This is a genomic window from Nonomuraea sp. B208, from assembly GCF_057536035.1.
Map to the genome: position 1 here is coordinate 456,009 of NZ_BAAJOU010000030.1, position 18,507 is coordinate 474,515.

Below are 18,507 nucleotides of genomic sequence, written 5' to 3' on the forward strand. Positions count from 1 at the left end.
CCCGCTTCTACGCTTCCGTACGTGGCAGAGCAGCGACGCATTCTCGTGGTCGAGGACGACCGGACGATCGCCCTGGCCGTACGGAACCGCCTGGCCGCCGAGGGGTTCGACGTCCGGGTGGCGGGCGACGGGCAGGACGCCCTCGTCCAGTACGCGAGAGCCGAGCCCGACCTGGTGATCCTCGACCGGCTCCTGCCCGGCCTGGACGGGCTGGAGGTGTGCCGGCGCATGCAGGCCGCCCGGCCGGTGCCCGTGCTCATGCTGACCGCGCTCGGCGACGAGACCGACGTCCTGGTCGGGCTGGGCGTCGGGGCCGACGACTACCTCGCCAAGCCGTTCAGCATGCGCGAGCTCGTCGCGCGCATCCACGCGCTGCTGCGCCGGGTCGAGCGGGCCGCCCAGCTCGCCGCCGAGGACACCGTGATCAGGGTGGGCGAGGTCGAGATCGACACTGCCGCCCGCCGGGTGTTCGTGCGGGGCAGCGAGGCGCAGCTCACCCGTACCGAGTTCGACCTGCTGCGGCGGCTCGCCGAGCGGCCTGGACAGGTCTTCGAGCGCGACCGGCTGCTGTCGGACGTGTGGGGCTTCTCCGAGGCCGCCGCCACCAGGACGGTCGACAGCCACGTACGGGCGCTGCGCCGCAAGCTCGGCCCCGACGTCGTACGGACCGTGCACGGCGTCGGCTACGCCCTGGTACGGCGATGAGGCCGCTCGACTTCCTGGGCCGGATCAAGGTCAAACTCGGCATCGTCATCGTGCTCGCCGTCGGCACCGCCTTCGTCGTCAACGAGGTCGGGATCAACTCGGGGCTGTCGCGCGAGGTGCGCATCGCGGTCGCCGTCGTGCTGGCGCTGATCATGGTGCAGCTCCTCGCCATGGGGATGACCAAGCCGCTGCGCCAGATGGCCCGCGCCGCCCAGACCATCGCCAAGGGCCACTACAAGCTGCGGGTCAGCGCCACCTCGCGGGATGAGGTGGGCGAGCTGGCCAGGGCGTTCAACGCCATGGCGGCCGACCTCGGCGAGGTGGACCGCCAGCGGCGCGAGCTGGTCGCCAACGTCAGCCACGAGCTGCGTACGCCCATCACCGGCCTGCGCGCCGTGCTGGAGAACGTCGTGGACGGCGTCTCCGCGCCCGACCCCGTCACCATGGCCACCGCGCTCGCCCAGACCGAACGGCTCGGCCGGCTCGTCGCGCAGCTCCTCGACCTGTCCAGGCTGGACAGCGGGGCGCGGCTCATCGAGGCCGAGGCCGTCACCCTCGCGCCGCTCGTCGACCAGGCCGTGCGGGAGGCCGGGCTGGCCAGGGAGGACGTCGCGATCCGCGCCGAGGTGCCTCCGGGATTGGTCGTGCGGGCCGACCCCGACCTGCTCGCCCAGGTCCTCGCGAACCTCCTGGACAACGCCGTACGGCACAGCCCATCCGGCGGGGTGGTCACCGTCAGCGGGGCCGCGCACGGGGCCGGCGTACGGGTAGCCGTCGCCGACCACGGGCCCGGCATCCCGGAGGCGGAGCGGGGGCGGGTGTTCGAACGGTTCTCCCGCCTGGACTCCGGGCGGGCCGCCGACTCCGGCGGGGCCGGGCTCGGGCTGGCCATCGTGAAGGAGATCGTCGAGCTGCACGGGGGAGCGGTGCGGATCGACGAGGGGGCGGGGTGCCGCATGGTCGTCGAGTTACCAGGGAGGACGATGCCGGAGTCGGCTCAGGACGCTCCCGTGCGGGTGGACGGTCTTTCGCCGTCGACCGAGGCCGGGGGTGGGGTGGCGGCGGAAGGCGGGCGGGCGCCCCTTGCGGTGGAAGTCGGCGAACCCGTGCTGGAGCCCGCGGCCGAGGGGCGGATGCCCGTTGCGGCGGGGGTCGTAGCTCCCGGTCCGGGGGCGGGGGCGGGGGTGCCCGTGCCGATGCCGGGCTCGGGGCTCGTACGGGTGGTCGGCGGCGGGGTTGTCGGGATCATGGTCGGTTTCCTGCTCGGGATCTTCGCCGCCGTGTTCGTCAGCGTGGCCGTCTCGGACGGGCTGGCGCTCGTGACGCTCGTCCTGTGCACGGCGGGGGTGGGCGCGTTCGGCGCGGCCCTGGGCGCGGGCTCGGCCCGGCGGGCGGCGGCGCTGGCGTACCAGATGGCTCAGGTGGCGCGGCCGGTCCATCCGGCGCGACCGATCACATATGCGGGACAGGAAAGCGGGGCTTCGATGAGCACAGAGGGACAACCGACGGATCCCCCGGCGACACCCGGGGAACACGCGACGCAAACCGGTCCCACTGCGACGCCGGCCACAGCTGCGACGCAGGGCGCAACGGCGACGCCGGACGCACCCGTGACGCCTGGCCCCCTGGCGGCGCCGGGCGCAGCGGCGCAGGCAAGCGAAGCCATGAGGCATGGTTCAGCGGCGACGCCAGGCGCAGCCACGACGCCTGGCCCAACGGTGGTGCCAGGCTCAGCGGCGACGGCCGGCTCAGCGGCGACGGCCGACGCAGTGGCCACGGCTGGCACAGCGGCGACGGCGGGCTCAGCGGCGACGGCCAGCACAAGCGTGACGCCGGGCGCGGCGGTGACGCCGGGCGCGGCCGTGACGCCGGGCGCGGCGGCGACCGCAGGCACCTCCACGACGCCCGGCACCTCCCAGTCCACACCCCCCGCGCATGCCGCGCAGCCTGCGCATGCCGCGCAGCCCGCGCATGCCGCGCAGTCCGCGCATGCTGCGGCGGCCACGACGTCGAGGCCCGGGGGTCAAGCTTCCGGGCAGCCGGTGGGGGTGTCCGAGGCTGTGGGGCCGGTGTTGTGGGATGGGGTTCCGGTGGGGCAGGCGCCGGGCGGGCCGGAGGGGCGGGGGGCGGCGGGTCATGGGCCGCCGTCGTATGGGCCGCCGTCGTACGGGCCTCCGTCGTACGGGCCGCCCTCGTACGGGCCGCCGGGTTACGGGCCGCCCCCCTACGTTCCGCCGCCGTTGTTTCCGCGGCCCGAGTTGCCGACGCCGCCGCGCTGGCTGTTGCCGGCGGCCGGCGGTGGCGGGGTGTTCGCGGCCGTGGCGTTGCCGGAGGCGCAGGTCGGGCTGGGGATCGTGCTCGTGTCGATGGTGCTCGGCGCGGCGGCGCTGCCGGCCGTGGCCAGGCGGATGACGCCGTGGTCGGTGGCGTTCGGGCTCACCGCGTACGGGCTGATCTCGATGGCGGCGGTGCGGGACGCCGACTGGCTGGTGGGGCTCCTGCTCGTGGCGGGGGCCGGGCTGGGCGCGCTGGCGGTGTCGGGGGCCGGGGCCGGCTGGCTCGGGGTGCTGCGAGGCGGCCTGTCGGTGCTGTTGGCGCTGGGCCCGGTGCCGTGGTTCCTGGCCGGGCCGTTGAAGAAGCTCACGGCCCGGCGGCGGGTGCTGCCGACCGTGGCGGCGCTCGGGATCACGGCGGTGCTGCTGCTGGTGTTCGGGTTGCTGTTCGCCTCGGCGGACGCGGTGTTCGCCTCGTACGCCGAGCGCCTGGTGACCGCCCCCGCGTGGGCGGAGTCGATACCGGGGCGGATCGTGCTGTTCGTGCTGTTCGCCGTGCTGCTGGCGGCCGTGGTGCTGGTCGCGTTGCGGCCCGTGAACGACCCGGTGGGCCCGCGGCGGAAGTTCGCGGTGAGCAGGAGCGTGTGGCTGGTGCCGCTGACGGCGGTCAACCTGCTGTTCGCGTCGTTCGTGGCGGTGCAGATCACGGCGCTGTTCGGCGGCGACACGCTGGTGCTGCGGACGGCCGGGCTGACCTACGCCGAGTACGCCAGGCAGGGCTTCTTCCAGCTCGTCGTGGTGAGCGTGTTCGTGCTCGGCATCGTGGCGGCGGCGGCCGGGCTGCTGCGTACCGGGCGGCGGGAGCGCTGGGTGCTGGCCGGGCTGCTGGGCGTGCTCTGCGGCCTGACCATGGTGGTGCTGGCCTCGGCCCTGCACCGGATGAACCTCTACACCGACGCCTACGGCCTGTCCCGGCTGCGGCTGTCGGTGCAGGCCACGGTCTGGTGGCTGGGGGCGGTGTTCGCGCTGGTGCTGCTGGCCGGGGCGGCCCGCCTGACGGGACGCGGCTCGGGCTGGCTGCCGCGGACGATCGTGCTGGTGACGGGGCTCGGACTGGGCGCGTTCGCGCTGGTCAACCCGGATCTGCGGGTCGCGGCCACGCAGGTCGAGGTGCGTGGCGTCGCCAACCTGGACTCCGACTACCTGGGCGATCTCGGCGCGGAGGCGGTGCCGGCGCTCGACCGGCTGCCGGAGCCGCAGCGGAGCTGCGTGCTGGCCGACGTGGTCGCGGCCAACGAGCTGGACCGGCCGGACCCCTGGAACGGCTGGAACCTGGCCCGCGCGCAGGCCCGCGACCTGCTGGCCGCGCACCCTGTCCACAGGAGGGCGGATTGCGGCCAGCGCCGGTCGTACTCCTCTGATTGAATCTCGGGGTGAGCTTCGACGTGATCATCCGGGGCGGCAGGGTGCTCGACGGCACGGGCGCCCCGCCGTTCCGTGCCGACGTGGCGGTGAGCGGCGACCGCGTCGCGGCCGTGGGCCGACTGGAGACCGCCGAGGCGGCGACGGTGATCGACGCGAGCGGCCGGTTCGTCGCGCCGGGGTTCGTCGACTGCCACGCGCACGGCGACGCGGCGGTCTTCGACCCGGCGGTGCAGCGGGCCGCGCTGCGGCAGGGGGTGACGACGTTCGTGCTCGGCCAGGACGGCCTGTCGTTCGCGCCCGGCTCGGCCGAGACCGTCGCCTACGCCTCCCGCTACTTCGCCGCCGTCAACGGCCCCCTGCACGAAAGCCGGCTGAGCGCGGGGGCGCCGTATGAGGAGCCGCTTCCCGAGGGGCCGCTGAGCGAGGGGCCGCTGAGCGTCGCGGAGTTGCTGGGCTCCTACGACCGGGCGGTCGCGGTCAACACCGCCTACCTGCTGCCCCACGGCACGATCCGCTACGACGTCATGGGCCCCTCGTCCGCCCCGGCCTCCGCCGACGACCTGGCCGCGATGCTGAGGCGGGTCGAGCGCGGCCTGGCGGAGGGCGCGGCCGGGCTGTCCACCGGGCTGGAATACCTGCCGGGCCGCTACGCCGACGCCGAGGAGCTGGCCGCGCTGTGCCGGCCGCTCGGCGGCCTCCCTTACGTCACCCACATGCGGGCCTACGGACCCGGCGCCGGGGTCGGCATGGCCGAGGTCGTGGACATCGCCTCCCGGTCGGGCGCCGCCGTGCACGTCTCCCACCTGCACGGCCCGGCCGACGTGCTGCTGCCGCTGGTCGGCGACGCGCTCGCCCGCGACGTCGACCTGTCCTTCGACACCTACCCCTACCTGCGGGGCAACACGATCCTGGCGATGGTGGTCCTGCCGCCGTCCGTGCCCGCCGCCGAGACCGGCCGGGCGCTGGAGCTGATCGCCGCCGCCGACCTGGACGAGTGGTGGCCCGGGCTCGACGCCACCTGGCCCCGGCTGACCGTCTCGCACGCCCCCGGCATGGAGTGGACGGAGGGCCTGACCGTGGTGGCGGCGGCCGAGCGGGCGGGGGTGTCGCCGGCCGAGCTGTGCCGCCGCCTGCTCATCGAGACGCGGCTGGAGGCGGGCGTCGTGTCGGCCCGCCCGGACGAGGGGCCCGAGGGGGAGCAGTCCGTACGCCGCATGCTGCGCCACCCCTCCCACACCGGCGGCTCCGACGGCATCTACGTCGGCGGTCATCCGCATCCGCGCGGGTTCGGGGCCTTCGCCCGGTTCCTCGGCCGGCATGTCAGGGAGCTGGGCGACTGGACGTGGGAGCAGGCCGCCGTGCACCTCGCCGCGCATCCCGCCCGCCGCTTCGGGCTGAGCGACCGGGGGCTGGTGCGTACGGGGTTCGCCGCCGACCTGGTGGTGATCGATCCGGCCACCGTCGCCGACCGGGCCACCTACGCCGAGCCGCGCGAGCTCGCGACCGGCGTCGCCGACGTGCTCGTGTCGGGCGTCCCGGTGCTGGCCGGGGGCGAGCTGACCGGGGCGCTCCCCGGCCGCGCGCTACGTCCCTGACCGCCGCCGACCATGATCACTGTAATAGGGTCGGACGCGGATGGAGGGGGTCCCGTGTCTGCAGTGCTCTTCGAGGGCGACTACGAGTTTCCGCTGATGGTGGTGCGCCGGGACGCGCTGGAGCACAACATCGCGACGATGGCGGCCTTCGCCCGCGACCACGGCATGGAGCTGGCGCCGCACGCCAAGACGCACCTGTCGAAGGAGATCGCGGAGCTGCAGCTCGCGGCGGGCGCGTGGGGGCTGACCGTGGCCGACACCCGCCAGGCCCGCGCGGTCCGGGGCTTCGGCGCCCGGCGGATCGTGGTGGCCAACCAGGTCGTGAGCGGGGCCGGGCTCGACTGGGCGGCGGCGGAGCTGGCGGCGGATCCCGAATTCGAGTTCCTGAGCTTCGCCGACTCCGTGGCAGGCGTCGACATCCTCGCCGAGCACGCCGGGGAGCGGCCGTTCCGGGTGCTGGTGGAGCTGGGGCACGCGGGCGGCCGGGCCGGGTGCCGCACGCTGGAGGAGTTCCTGCGGGTGGCGGCGCACGCGGCGAAGACGCCCGGGGTCGAGGTCGCCGGGGTGGCCGGGTACGAGGGCGGCCTGCCGGACGCCCACCACGTACGGAAATATCTGGACACGCTGACCGAGGCCCTGGAGCATCTGCGCGTCCGCAACCCGATCCTCTCCGTCGGCGGCAGCCAGTGGTTCGACGTGATCGGGCGCGAGCTGGCCGCCGTCCAGGCCCGGATCCTGCTGCGCAGCGGCGCGTACGTCACCCACGACGAGGGCTACTACCGCGAGCGCACCCCGTTCACCCGCATCGGCGGCGAGCTGCGCCCGGCGCTGGAGGTGTGGGCGTACGTGCTGTCGGTGCCGGAGCCCGGCCTCGCCATCGTCGGCATGGGCAAGCGCGACGCACCCTACGACGAGGGCCTGCCGATCCCGCGCCACGAGGGCGCGACCGTGCTCAAGGTGCAGGACCAGCACACGCTGCTGCGCGCCGACGGGCTCGCGCCCGGTGACCTGGTGTCCTTCGGCATCTCCCATCCCTGCACGGCTTTCGACAAGTGGCGGATGCTGCCCGTGGTGGACGAGGACTACCGTGTCGTAGGCACGCTCAGCACCGATTTCCACTGACTTCTGGAGCGTTACGTGAAAAAGGAGCTTCGCACCAGCGAAGGCGCCGCTCCCATCGGCGCCTACTCGCAGGGCCTCGTGGTGGGCGACTTCGTCTTCACCTCGGGCATGGGGCCGCTCGACCCGCACACCGGTGAGCTCGTCGGCGACGACGTGGCCGCCCAGACCCATCAGGTCATGCGCAACCTCGGCGCGATCCTCGCCGCGCACGGGCTCGGCTTCGACGACGTGGTGAAGTCCACGGTCCACCTGCAGCACGTCGAGCGCGACTTCGCCGCCTACAACGAGGTCTACAAGTCGTACTTCAACGCTCCCTACCCCGTGCGCACCACGGTGGGTTCCCAGCTCCTGGGCATCCTGGTGGAGATCGACTTCGTCGCGCACAAGAGCGCGTAAAGTTCGCTCGTGGACAGTTCGGTATACGTCTTCGCCGAGGATCTGCGCGGTGAGGGCGTCGAGCGGGTGCTCGACAGGATCAGCGGGTACGGCGTCGCCGGCGTCACCGTCGGCGTCGCGCACCACGCCGCCCGCGACGTCACCCCGCACGGGCTGTCCAGGCTGACCGTACGCCACGACGCGGCGCACTTCACCCCGCCGGCCGAGCTGTTCGACGGCCGGCGGCTGTGGCCGGTGCCCGGTCACGCCGCCGTGCTCGACGGTCTGCGCGAGGCGTGCGCGAAGCGGTCCATGAAGCTGCACGGCTGGACGGTCTTCCTGCGCAACGCGACGCTCGGCACCGAGCATCCCGACGTCACCGTACGCGACTGCTTCGGCGACCGCGGCTCACCCGCCGACCTGTGCCCCGCCCACCCCGACGTGCGCGAATACGCCGTCGCGCTGGCCAGGGCCGTCGCGCGGCTCGGCGTCGAGAGCGTGGTGGCCGAGGCGCTGCACTTCCAGCCGCTCGCGGCCGAGCGGTCGTTCGTGCCGCTCGGGCCGATGGACGCCTACCTGTTCGGCCTCTGCTTCTGCGACTACTGCCTGCGCCGCGCCGCCGACCTGGGCGTGGACGCCGAGATGGCGCGCGAGGAGTGCGCGCGCATCGTGGGGCGGGTGCTCGACGGCGACCCGCCCGCGCAGGGCGAGGTGACCCGGGCGGCGCTCACCGCGTACGCGGGGCCCGACGTCGTGGCCTACGCCCGCGCCCGTTCGGAGACCGTCACGACGCTGGTCTCGGAGGTGGCGTCCGCGGTCGCCGAGGAGGGCTCCAAGCTGGTGTTCATCGACTCCACGGGCGCCGTCAAGGGCTACGCCGACGGTCTGCCCACGCCCGGCCTGGCCGCGCACGACGCCTGGCAGCTCGGCGTCGACCTGGTGGCGCTGGGCGATCTGGTGCCGGCGTTCGGCGTGCTGGCCTACGCCCGCGACGCGGCGCGGGTGGCCGACGACGTGGGCGCCTACCTGCGGTCGGTCGGCAAGGACCGCGAGGTGCGGGCGGTGCTGCGGCCCGGCCATCCCGACAGCGACTCGCTCGACCGGCTCGTGGCCAAGGCGCGGGCGGCCAAGGCGGCGGGGGCGCTCGCGGTCGACTTCTACGCGTACGGGCTGGCCCCGCATCCGGTGCTCGACCGCATCCCGGCCGCGCTCGCCGAAGCCCTCTAGACCGGGGAAACCGGCCCCGCGCACCGGACCGTGTGGCCCTGACCAGCTTCGATATTCGCTTCCTTATCGCTGGGCCTCCCATACCACTATTGGACGTCAGTGATCACCTCTGGTCTGCTGGGCCTGCATCGACGTCCATCGGGGCCGGTCGCATCGAGTTCCGCAGCCCCTGAAAGCAGGTGTCCCACCCATGTCCTTCGGACAGTCCGTTCCGTCTCGCCGCGCGTTGCTGGCCGCGGCTGCCCTCCTGCCGCTGGCGGGCCGCCCGGCCGAGGCGTCGGCCGCCGCCCCGGAGAGCGCGCAGCGCTACTACGACCGCGCGGCCAGGCTGGCCGGCCAGGACCCGGTCCTGCGGGCCCTGGTCAAAGCGCTCGGGCCGGACCTGACGATGCCGACCGCGAAGCCCCTCGCACCGATGCGGATCTTCGACGACGTCGCGGTGCTGGGCACCAGCTTCGTCCAGGCCACGGCGCTGCTCACCTCTCGGGGCGTCATCCTCATCGACGCGATGGGCTCGCCCGACGACGCCGAGAAGATCATCATTCCGGGGCTGCGCGCCGTGGGTGCGGACCCCGCCCAGATCAAGTACGTGGTGGTCGCCCACGGGCACGACGATCACTTCGGCGGCGCGCAGCTCCTGGCGGACCGGTACGGCGCCCGCGTCCTGATGAGCCGGGCCGACTGGGACCTCGTCGCCGCCGGACGCCCCGCCAACGCGCCCAAGCGGGACCTGGTGATCGCCGACGGACAGAAACTCACCCTCGGGGACACCACGATCACCTTCCACCACACTCCCGGGCACACGCCGGGCACCGTCTCGCCGATCTTCCCGGTGCGCTGGAAGGGGCGCCGGCACACCGCGATGTTGTGGGGCGGCACCAATCCGCCCGCCGCGATCGAGGGCAAGCGCGCGACCCTGTCCTCCGTCCTCGACTTCGCGGCCACGATGCGGCGGGCGGGGGTGGAGGTCGAGCTGAACAACCACGGCGGGGCCGACCACGGCCTGGCGCGCATCGAGGAGCTGCGCGCCGACCCCACGAGGACGGCGAACCCGTTCATCGTCGGCCGTGTCAGGGCGCAGCGCTTCATGAAGGTCATGGAGGTCATGCTGCGCGGCCGCATCGCCCAGGATCAGGAGGCGGCCGGCGATCAGGCTCCGCGCAGGAGCTAGACGCCGTCGAGCAGGGCCGAGACGACCTTGGCCGCGAAGTCGTCCGGCGCGCGCAGCCCGCGCAGGACCACCCGCGCCCACACCGCCCCCGCCAGCAGGTCGATCACCAGCATCGGATCGGCCGAGGCGGCCAGTTCGCCGCGCCGCGCGGCCCGTTCGAAGATCTCCCGCTCCTTCGCGAGGCGGTCGGCGAAGAAGTGGCGGGCGTCCAGCTCCGGGTGGCGGACGGCGGCGGCGAGCGCGGCCAGCGCGATGTCCGCGGCCGGCGGCTCGGTGAGCAGCCGGATCACGCCCTCCACCAGCGCCACGAGGTCGCCGCGCAGGCTGCCCGTGTCGGTCGGCTCGAACTCCAGCACGTCGGACTCCACCAGCGCCGCCCCGAGCAGCGCGGCCTTGGACGGCCACCACCGGTAGATCGTCGTCTTGTTGACGCCCGACCGCTCGGCGACGCCCTCGACGGTCAGCCCGTCGTAGCCCTTCTCGGCGACCAGCCGCAACGTCGCGTCGAAGATCTCCTGCTGTTTCCTCGGGGCCATGCGCCTCATTTTCTCCCGGCGAACGCCGTGGCCACGCCGAGACCCAGGTAGACCACGCCGCTGAGGCGACGCAAGGTCCTCGCCCGGCTCCGCAGCCGGCCGCCGAGGGCGCCGGCGGTCCAGGCGTACACGAGGTCCGACAGCAGACCGAGCAGCAGCAGCGTCAGGCCGAACAGCACGATCTGCAGCGCGGGCGAGCCCGCCTCGGGACGGACGAACGGCGGCAGGAACGCCAGGAAGAACAGCGCCACCTTGGGGTTGAGCACGTTGACCAGCATCCCTTCCAGGAACACCTTGCGCAGCGGCTGCGGGGGCGGCGTGGCGCCCTCCTCCTGCCCGCCGCCGGTGAACGCGCGGAAGGCCAGGTAGCCGAGGTAGGCCACGCCCGCCCACTTCACGACCGCGAACAGCGTCGCCGACCGCGAGATCAGGTACGACAGCCCCGCCGCGGCCGCGGCGATGTGCACCAGCGTGCCGGTCTCCACGCCGAGGGCGCTGACCAGCGCCGCCGTCCGGCCCTGGGCCAGGCCGCGGGCGGTGATGTAGAGATGGTTCGGGCCGGGGATCAGCACGAGGGCGAGCGCGGCGGTGACGAAGAAGGCGTACGCCGTGAAGGAGATCACGGCTCCGAAGCATAGGTCGGCTTTGGTCCTGACGCCCGGGCCAATGGGAAGCCGATTTTCCGGACCAAATAAGGTGTCGGCCCGGCGTGGCATAGTTGTGGCGTGAACGGACTTCTCGTCGGGCGCTCGGTTGAGCTGGACAGACTCGTGCGGGTGCTGGAGTCCGCCACAGAAGGCACGGCCGGCGTCGCGCTCGTCGGCGGCGACGCGGGGATCGGCAAGACCCGGCTGGTCGGCGAGCTGGTGACGCGGGCCCGCGAGCGGGGCTTCCACGTGCTCGTCGGCCAGTGCGCCGAGCTGGGCGACGCGCTGCCCTACCTGCCGCTGGCCGACGCGCTGCGCGGCGCCGAGCCCGCGGTGCGGGAGTCCGCCGCCGCCCACCCCCTGCTGGGCCAGCTCCTGCCCGGCACCGAGAGCGCGCCCTCCGCCGGGCTCACCCAGCAGCGGCTGTTCGGCTCGCTGCTCGGGCTGCTGGCCGACGTACAGCCGGTGCTGTTCGTGATCGAGGACCTGCACTGGGCCGACCGCTCCACCCGCGACCTGCTGGTCTTCCTCAGCCGCATGCTCCAGGCCGAGCAGGTCTGCGTCATGGGCACCTACCGCACCGACGACCTGCACCGCCGCCATCCGCTGCGGTCGGTGCTGGCCGAGCTCAAGCGGCTGCCCACGGTGACGGGCGTGGAGCTGGGGCCGCTCAGCTCGGGCGATCTGTCAGACTATGTCGCCACGATGGGCCAGGTGGGCGCCCAGGAGCTGGGCGAGATCGTCGCGCGGGCCGACGGCAACCCGTTCTACGCCGAGGAGCTGTTCGCGGCGCTCGCGGAGGGCGACAACCTGCCCGACGGCCTGGCCAGCCTGCTGATGTCCCGCGTCGAGGTGCTGTCCGAGGAGAGCCAGCGGGTGCTGCGGGCCGCCGCCGTGGCCGGCCGCCGCGTGGAGGACGAGCTGCTGCGCGAGGTGTCCGGGCTGCCGCTGGCCGAGTTCGAGGAGGCGGTCAGGGAGATCGTCTCGCGCGGGCTGCTCCGGGTCGACGGCTTCGGCTACACCTTCCGCCACGCGCTGCTGCAGGAGGCCGTCTACACCGACCTGCTGCCCGGCGAGCGCACCCGGCTGCACGCCGCCTTCGCCCGCCTGCTCACCGCGCCCGCCGAGCTGGCCCACCACTACCTCGCCGGTCACGACCTCGCGGGCGCGCTCAAGGCGTCCGCCGAGGCGGGCCGGCTGGCCGAACGGCTGGGCGCGCCCGCCGAGGCCCACAGCCACTACGACCGGGCGCTCAGCCTGTGGGACCAGGTCGAGGACGCCGCCGGGCTGACCGGCGAGAGCCGCGCCGCGCTGGCCTTCCGCAGCGCGATCATGGCCGCCGACAGCGGCGACAACCACCGCGCCGTGGTCCAGCTGCGCGCGCTGCCGCCCACGTCCGAGGTGAGCGAGCGCCTGGCCTACTACCTGTGGGAGACCGACGACCCGGCCGGCGCCATCGCCGCCGCCGAGCGCGCCGTCGAGAGCGCCGACAACGACGCCGACCTCGCCCGCGCCCTCGCCACCCACGCCCGCACCCTGTTCTGGAGCCCGCGGCTCAAGGAGGTCGAGGCCCTCGCCACCCGCGCGCTCGACACCGCCCGCGCCGCCGGGGCCGCCGACGCCGAGGTCGGCGCGCTGCTCACGCTGGCCACCTACCGCGAATACCACGGCGACATCGCCCGCGCCCACGAGCTGATCGAGACCGCCTCCGGCCTCACCACCTGCGACCTCGCGATGGACCTGCGCGCCCGCTTCCACCACGCGCGCATCCACTACGAGCAGGGCCGGCTCGGCCCCGCCGCCGAGGTCGCCGACGACGGCATCAGGATGGCGCTCGACACCGGGCTCAAGTGGAGCACCTACGGCACCGACCTGCGCTTCCTGCGCTTCCTCATCCACTACGTGGCCGGCGAGTGGGACCAGGCCGAGGCGGTCGCGGCCACCTTCCCCGTGCGGGTGGGCACCCAGCCGGAGGCCACGCTGTCGTCGTTCTCGCTCTTCGTCGAGGTCGGGCGGGGACTGCCCGGCGTGGAGAGCCGGCTGAGCTGGCTGCGGCCCTTCTGGTCCGACGACCTGGTCGCCTACATGTCCCGGGGGCTCGCCGCCGACCACGCGCTCTGGCAGGGCGACCCCGCGGCGGCCCTGGAGCACGTACGCGCTGCGCTGGCGCCGCTCAGCCCCGGCGAGGCGGGGGCGATCCGGCTGTCCGCGCTCGGGCTCGCCGCCATGACCGAGCTCGGCGACTTCGACCGGGCCGAGGCCGACGACCTGCTCGAACGGGCCCGCTTCGCGGTCGAGCACGGCCCCGCGGGCCAGCCCGGGCATCTCGGGCCCGAGGGGCTGGCCTGGGGGCTGCGGACCGAGGCCGAGTGGCACCGCGCCCACGGGCGGCACGACGTCGAGCTGTGGCGCCGGGTCGTCGCGGCCTTCGACTTCGGCTTCGTGTACGAGGTGGCCCGCTCCCGCTGGCGGCTGGCCGAGGCCCTGCTCGTCCACGGCGAGCGCGAGGCGGCGCAGGCGGAGTGGGAGCTGGCGAGGGAGGCGGCGGGCAAGCTTCGGGCGACGCCGCTGGAGAACGCCCTCACCGAGTTCGGCCGCCGGGCCCGTTTCGGCGGCGGGGGCGGGCCCGGTGGTCCGGGCTCGCTGACCGCGCGCGAGCTGGAGGTGCTGCGCCTGGTCGCCGAGGGGCTGACCAACCGGGAGATCGCCGAGCGGCTGTTCATCGCGCAGAAGACGGTGAGCGTGCACGTGTCGAACATCCTGGCCAAGCTGGAGGCCGCCACCCGCACCCAGGCCGCGGCGTCCGCCCGCCGGGCCGGGCTGCTGTAGCCCGTCCCGTCAGCTCGTCAGGGCCTCGCCGCGCATGACGAAGTATTTCGCGTGGTCGGTCTGCAGGTACGCCTGGAACTGCGACGCCTTGGCCTTGGCCGCCGAGCTGTCCGCGGTGACGATCGTGACCAGCACGTACTTCAGGGCCGAGCCGGACAGGATCTTGCCGTACGTGTACTTCTTGTGGGTCTTGTCCGTACGCCATTTCACGGCGTCGGAGGTGAGCTTCTGCAGGCGGTTGGAGGCGCTCTTGGCGTCGGCCGTGGACGGGAAGGCCATGATGAGCTGCACCGCCTTGAGGTGGCCGCCGTACGCGGAGTAGGCGAGCTGGACGGCGCTCTGGCAGTTGTACTTGGCCAGCACGCCCTCGCCGTCGACCGCGTCGCATGTGTTGTAGGTCCAGCCGGCGACCTTCTGGGCGGCGAACTTGACGCTGCCGAGCTGGAAGTTCCAGTCCTTGAACTCGTCGTGCCGGAGCGGGGAATCGGCCGAGGAGGGCGGGGCGGTCGTGGATGAGGGGCTGGGGTCCGGGTCGGACGTGGGGGAGGCCGACGGGGCCGCCGACTGCTGCGGCTCCGACGGGGCGGGGGTCGGGGCGGTGGTGGTGAGGGCGGTCGTGGTGGCCGGGTCCGCGCGGTTGAGGTAGGCGATCACGCCGACGGTGCCGCCGCCGAGGAGGAGCACGCCCAGGACGACGCAGAGGGTGATGATCAGGCCGGTGTTGCGGCGCTTGGGCGGGGGGCCGTACGGGGGGTACGGCCCGTACGGGTTGCCGCCCGGGGCGGGCGGCTGGCCGTACCCCATCGGGGCGGCCTGCGCCCCCGAAACCCCCTGCGGCTGCGGGTGCCCCTGCTGCGGCCCGGGGCCGTAACCCTGCCCAGGCCCGTAACCCTGTCCCTGCGGGTGGCCCTGCCCGGGAGGGAAGCCCGGGGCGGGCGGGTAGCCCTGCCCCTGAGCCGGGTCGTGTCCCGGTCCCGGGACGGCTGCTCCCTGGCCCTGTCCGGGAGGGAAGCCTGGAGCGGGCGGGTAGCCCTGTCCTTGAGCCGGGTCGTGTCCCGGTCCTGGGACGGGGGCTCCCTGGCCCTGTCCGGGAGGGAAGCCCGGAGCGGGCGGGTAGCCCTGCCCCTGAGCCGGGTCGTGGCCCGGTCCCGGGGCGGGAACCCCCTGGCCCGGAGGGAAACCCGGGGCGGGCGGGTAGCCCTGTCCCTGCGCCGGGTCGTGTCCCGGTCCCGGGACGGCTGCTCCCTGGCCCTGGCCCTGGCCGGGGGCGGGCTGGTGGGGTGGGAAGGCGGGGCCCGGTGGCGGGGGCTGGGTCCCTGGGGTGGCGTATGCCTGAGGGCCCGGCGGCATGCCGTACTCCTGTGGGGTGGCGTACCCCTGGGGGGCCGGCGGCTGGCCGTACGCCTCGGCGGTGGGCACGTACCCCTGCTGCCCGTAGGGAGGCTGGGCGGGGCCGGGGTCCGGCTCTTGGCCCTGGCCGGGCGGCGGGCCGTATCCCGGTCGGCCAGGTCCCTGTGCCTGCGGGCCCCACTGTCCTTGCTGGTGGGGCTGCGGAGGCTGAGGAGGGTATGCCATCCCTCCATTGTGGGGCAGTTCATCACCATTTGCCCCAGCTATCCCTCCAAAGCCGCCTTGTTCTCCGCGCACGCCTGCCGCTGGTAGCGGCCGGGCGCGATCCCGAACTCCCGCTTGAAGGCGTTGTTGAACGCGAACTCCGACCCGTAGCCGACCCGCGCCGCCACCTCCGACACCGGCACGTGGTCCTCGCGCAGCAGCCGGGCCGCCACGCCCAGCCGCCACCACGTGAGGTACGTCAACGGCGGCTGCCCCACCAGCTCCGTGAACCGCCGCGCGAACCCGGCCCGCGACAGCCCCGCCCGCCCGGCCAGCTCGGCGACCGTCCAGCGGTGCGCCGGATCGTTGTGCACGGCGTCGAGCGCCTTGCTGATCGACGGGTCGGACAGCGCCAGCGCCCACCCCTTGTGATCGCACACGCCCGGCGACGTCTCGAACCAGGCCCGCAGGATGAGGAGCTGGAGCATGTCGAGCAGGGACGTGACCACGGTGCCGCCACCCGGCCGGGGCGTGGCGATCTCGTTGCCGAGCAGCTCGACGGTGGCCCTGAGCTCGGGGTGGCGGCCGAGCGTCGTCGGCAGGTGGATCACCTCGGGCAGCGCGCCGAAGATGGGGTGGGCGCGGGCCGGGATGGTGCGGTAGGAGCCGTAGACGGTGACGGTCTCGGCGCCCGTGCCACCGCACGCCGTAAAGGAGGACAGCGCGCCCCCCTCGCACGGCTCGCCGGCCTGCTCGGTGAGCGGCGTGTCGAGGCTGTCGGCGAGCGCGTATCCGTGGCCGTGCGGCAGGAACACCACGTCGCCGACGCTCAGCGCCATCGGCTCGCCGCTCGGCGGGATGAGCCAGCACGACCCGCGCAGCACCACCTGGAACGCCGCCGATCCGGGCTGCGGCGGGATCGCCACTCCCCAGGGGGCCCGCCACGTGACGCGGGCCGAGACCGGCCGCCCGATCCGCATGAGGGCGACGACATCACTGAGCATGTCCACCCGGCAATCTAACCACGTAGACGATGAAGCAAAAAGTAGAGCCGCTGAAGCATTCATACGCTCTGCGGTCCGGCCTACGGTGGTGTGCGCACCGCGACAGTCACTGAAGGAAAGGCGCGTTGTCATGATCAGAGTAGGCATCATCCTCGGTAGCACCCGTCCAGGCCGCAACGGCGAGGCGGTGGCCCGCTGGGTGCACGATCTGGCCGTCAAGCGCGGCGACGCCACGTACGAGGTGGTGGATCTGGCCGACTTCGAGCTGCCCCACCTGGACGAGCCGATGGCGGCGGCCTCGGGCGACTACCGGCATGAGCACACCCGGCGGTGGGCGGACAAGATCGCGTCCTTCGACGCGTTCGTCTTCGTGACGCCGGAGTACAACCACTCCTTCCCCGGGGTGCTCAAGACGGCCGTCGACTTCCTGTACGCCGAGTGGGGCAACAAGGCCGCCGGCTTCGTCGGCTACGGCGTGGACGGCGGGGTGCGGGCGGTGGAGCACCTGCGGCACGTGCTCGCCATGCTCGGCGTCGCCACCGTGCCGGCGCAGGTCACGCTGTCGTACTGGACCGACTTCGAGAACGGCGTGGACTTCCGCCCGGCCGCCATGCACGAGGACCGCCTCGGCATGGTCCTCGACCAGGTCCTCGCCTGGGGCGGCGCCCTCCTGCCGCTGCGCGCCTGAGGTCGCGGGGAGGGCCATGCTTGAGTCGTGGACGGAGATCTCCTGCCGATCGGGCAGTTCGCCAGGCTCAGCCGGTTGAGCGTCAAGCAGTTGCGGCACTACGACGAGCTGGGGCTGCTGCCCCCGGCGTACGTGGACGCCGCCTCCGGCTACCGCTACTACCGGCGGGCGCAGGCCAGGCAGGCGCTGTCCATCGGGCTGCTGCGCTCGCTGGACGTGCCGCTGCCGGTCATCGCCGAGGTGCTGGGGGGCGCGGCCGACGCCCTGGTGGGGGTGCGCGAGACGCTGGAGGCCGAGCTGGCCCGGCGGCGGCGGACGCTGGCGACGCTGGAGCGGGTGATGGCCGACGGGCTGCCCGCCACGCCGGTGCGCGTCGTCACCGAGCCGGACCGGACGGTGGCGGTGGAGCGCGAGAGCGCGGCCGGGCCCGCCGACGTGGGCCGCGCCACCTCGGCCGCGATCGCCCGCCTGCTGCGGGCGCGGCCCCGCACCGGCCCGCCGCGGCTCGTCGGGCTGTTCCCTGTCGAGCTGGAGGACGCCTTCGAGGTACGGGCCGGGCTCGTCGTCGATCCCGGCGACCCCGCGTGGGAGGGGGCGGGCGTCGGCCTGGAGACGCTGCCCGGCGGCACGTTCGCGTGCGCGACCCACGTCGGGCCGTACGACCAGATCATGCTCACCACGCACGCCGTCCTGGCGTGGTGCGCCGAGCGCGGCCATCCGCTGCGCGGGCCGATCCGCGAGGTGTACGTCTCGGACCCGGCCACCACCGAGCCCGACCGGCTCGTCACCCACCTCATGCTTCCTCTGGACGGCTGAAGAGTGGTCGGGCAGATGGTCGGCCCAGCAGTATATTGCGAAGTATGACCGTCGAGGAGAAGGCAGACGAGCGTGACTTCGGCTGGTCCCTCGGGGTGCTGCTGCGCGCCCTGCACGGCTCGATGGGCCGGGTGCTGAAGGACCTTCCGCACGGTCCGCGTGGCTACCAGACGCTGTCCACCGTCGTCCACGGCGACCAGCCGAGCCAGCTCGCCCTGGCCGCCCACCTCGGCATCGACAGGACGGTGATGACGTACCTCATCGACGACCTGGTAGAGGCGGGGCTCGTGGAGCGGCGGCCCAACCCCGCCGACCGGCGGCAGCGCAAGATCGTGCCCACGGAGCAGGGGGTCGCAGTGCTGCGCGACCTGGAGCGGCAGGTGCGGGCGGTCGAGGACCACGTGCTGCGGTCGCTGTCGCCGGAGGAGCGGGAGACGTTCAGAGGCCTGTTGCGGCGGGTGGCGTGCGGCGTGGCCGACGTGGACGCCGGCACCGACCCCTGCGACGTCGTGGACGAGTTGCTGAGCTGAACCCCCTTAA

Annotated in this window: 15 protein-coding genes; 11 read left to right on the top strand and 4 right to left on the bottom strand. The window is 73.8% G+C overall.

Features of this window, described 5'->3' with window-relative positions; genetic code table 11:
* Positions 1 to 21: 21 nt before the first annotated feature.
* The 7 genes from AC27IY_RS43710 (at position 22) to AC27IY_RS43740 (ending at position 9,893) form a co-directional block, all read left to right on the top strand.
* Positions 22 to 705 (top strand): response regulator transcription factor, encoded by a 684-nt coding sequence (locus AC27IY_RS43710; protein ID WP_329584468.1) that lies wholly within the window; start codon positions 22 to 24, stop codon positions 703 to 705.
* Positions 702 to 4,403, top strand: coding sequence for a DUF4153 domain-containing protein (locus AC27IY_RS43715; RefSeq protein ID WP_487181607.1), 3,702 nt, complete (start codon positions 702 to 704; stop codon positions 4,401 to 4,403). Before AC27IY_RS43710 ends, AC27IY_RS43715 begins: the two co-directional genes overlap by 4 nt.
* An 8-nt stretch (positions 4,404 to 4,411) precedes the next feature.
* On the top strand, positions 4,412 to 5,998 hold the full coding sequence (locus AC27IY_RS43720) for an N-acyl-D-amino-acid deacylase family protein (RefSeq protein ID WP_487181608.1): 1,587 nt from the start codon (positions 4,412 to 4,414) through the stop codon (positions 5,996 to 5,998).
* A gap of 54 nt (positions 5,999 to 6,052) precedes the next feature.
* Positions 6,053 to 7,120 (top strand): alanine racemase, encoded by a 1,068-nt coding sequence (locus AC27IY_RS43725; protein ID WP_449948267.1) that lies wholly within the window; start codon positions 6,053 to 6,055, stop codon positions 7,118 to 7,120.
* A 15-nt stretch (positions 7,121 to 7,135) separates the two neighbouring features.
* The gene (locus AC27IY_RS43730; protein WP_091080659.1) at positions 7,136 to 7,516 is read left to right on the top strand and encodes a RidA family protein; all 381 of its coding nucleotides are present in this window, start codon (positions 7,136 to 7,138) and stop codon (positions 7,514 to 7,516) included.
* Between the two features lie 9 nt (positions 7,517 to 7,525).
* Complete coding sequence (locus tag AC27IY_RS43735; RefSeq protein ID WP_344209947.1) at positions 7,526 to 8,722, top strand: hypothetical protein; 1,197 nt, start codon at positions 7,526 to 7,528, stop codon at positions 8,720 to 8,722.
* Positions 8,723 to 8,912: 190 nt separating this feature from the next.
* Positions 8,913 to 9,893 carry an MBL fold metallo-hydrolase gene (locus AC27IY_RS43740; protein WP_487181609.1) on the top strand — a complete coding sequence of 327 codons (981 nt, stop codon included), beginning with the start codon at positions 8,913 to 8,915 and terminating at the stop codon, positions 9,891 to 9,893.
* On the opposite strand, the gene AC27IY_RS43745 is transcribed toward AC27IY_RS43740, so the two are convergent.
* Both AC27IY_RS43745 and AC27IY_RS43750 read right to left on the bottom strand, forming a co-directional pair.
* Positions 9,890 to 10,429, bottom strand: a complete 540-nt coding sequence (locus tag AC27IY_RS43745; protein WP_487181610.1) for a TetR/AcrR family transcriptional regulator — start codon at positions 10,427 to 10,429, stop codon at positions 9,890 to 9,892. The two genes, AC27IY_RS43740 and AC27IY_RS43745, sit on opposite strands and share 4 nt — an antisense overlap.
* 5 nt (positions 10,430 to 10,434) lie before the next feature.
* Entirely contained in the window at positions 10,435 to 11,052 is a 618-nt protein-coding gene (locus tag AC27IY_RS43750) for a LysE family translocator (protein WP_487181611.1), read from the bottom strand.
* A gap of 102 nt (positions 11,053 to 11,154) precedes the next feature.
* On the opposite strand from AC27IY_RS43750, the gene AC27IY_RS43755 reads away from it, so the two are divergent.
* Positions 11,155 to 13,905 (top strand): helix-turn-helix transcriptional regulator, encoded by a 2,751-nt coding sequence (locus AC27IY_RS43755; protein WP_423474330.1) that lies wholly within the window; start codon positions 11,155 to 11,157, stop codon positions 13,903 to 13,905.
* 9 nt (positions 13,906 to 13,914) lie between these two features.
* On the opposite strand, the gene AC27IY_RS43760 is transcribed toward AC27IY_RS43755, so the two are convergent.
* Positions 13,915 to 14,709, bottom strand: coding sequence for a hypothetical protein (locus AC27IY_RS43760; protein ID WP_487181612.1), 795 nt, complete (start codon positions 14,707 to 14,709; stop codon positions 13,915 to 13,917).
* A gap of 809 nt (positions 14,710 to 15,518) precedes the next feature.
* Entirely contained in the window at positions 15,519 to 16,469 is a 951-nt protein-coding gene (locus AC27IY_RS43765) for an AraC family transcriptional regulator (protein WP_487181613.1), read from the bottom strand.
* Positions 16,470 to 16,593: 124 nt separating this feature from the next.
* Between AC27IY_RS43765 and AC27IY_RS43770 the strand changes: the two genes are divergently transcribed.
* The 3 genes from AC27IY_RS43770 to AC27IY_RS43780 are packed head-to-tail and all read left to right on the top strand — an operon-like array spanning position 16,594 to position 18,497.
* Positions 16,594 to 17,151, top strand: coding sequence for an NADPH-dependent FMN reductase (locus AC27IY_RS43770; protein WP_364449494.1), 558 nt, complete (start codon positions 16,594 to 16,596; stop codon positions 17,149 to 17,151).
* A 27-nt stretch (positions 17,152 to 17,178) separates the two neighbouring features.
* Positions 17,179 to 17,967 (top strand): MerR family transcriptional regulator, encoded by a 789-nt coding sequence (locus AC27IY_RS43775; RefSeq protein ID WP_423443760.1) that lies wholly within the window; start codon positions 17,179 to 17,181, stop codon positions 17,965 to 17,967.
* 44 nt (positions 17,968 to 18,011) lie between these two features.
* The gene (locus AC27IY_RS43780; protein ID WP_423443762.1) at positions 18,012 to 18,497 is read left to right on the top strand and encodes a MarR family winged helix-turn-helix transcriptional regulator; all 486 of its coding nucleotides are present in this window, start codon (positions 18,012 to 18,014) and stop codon (positions 18,495 to 18,497) included.
* Positions 18,498 to 18,507: the final 10 nt, after the last annotated feature.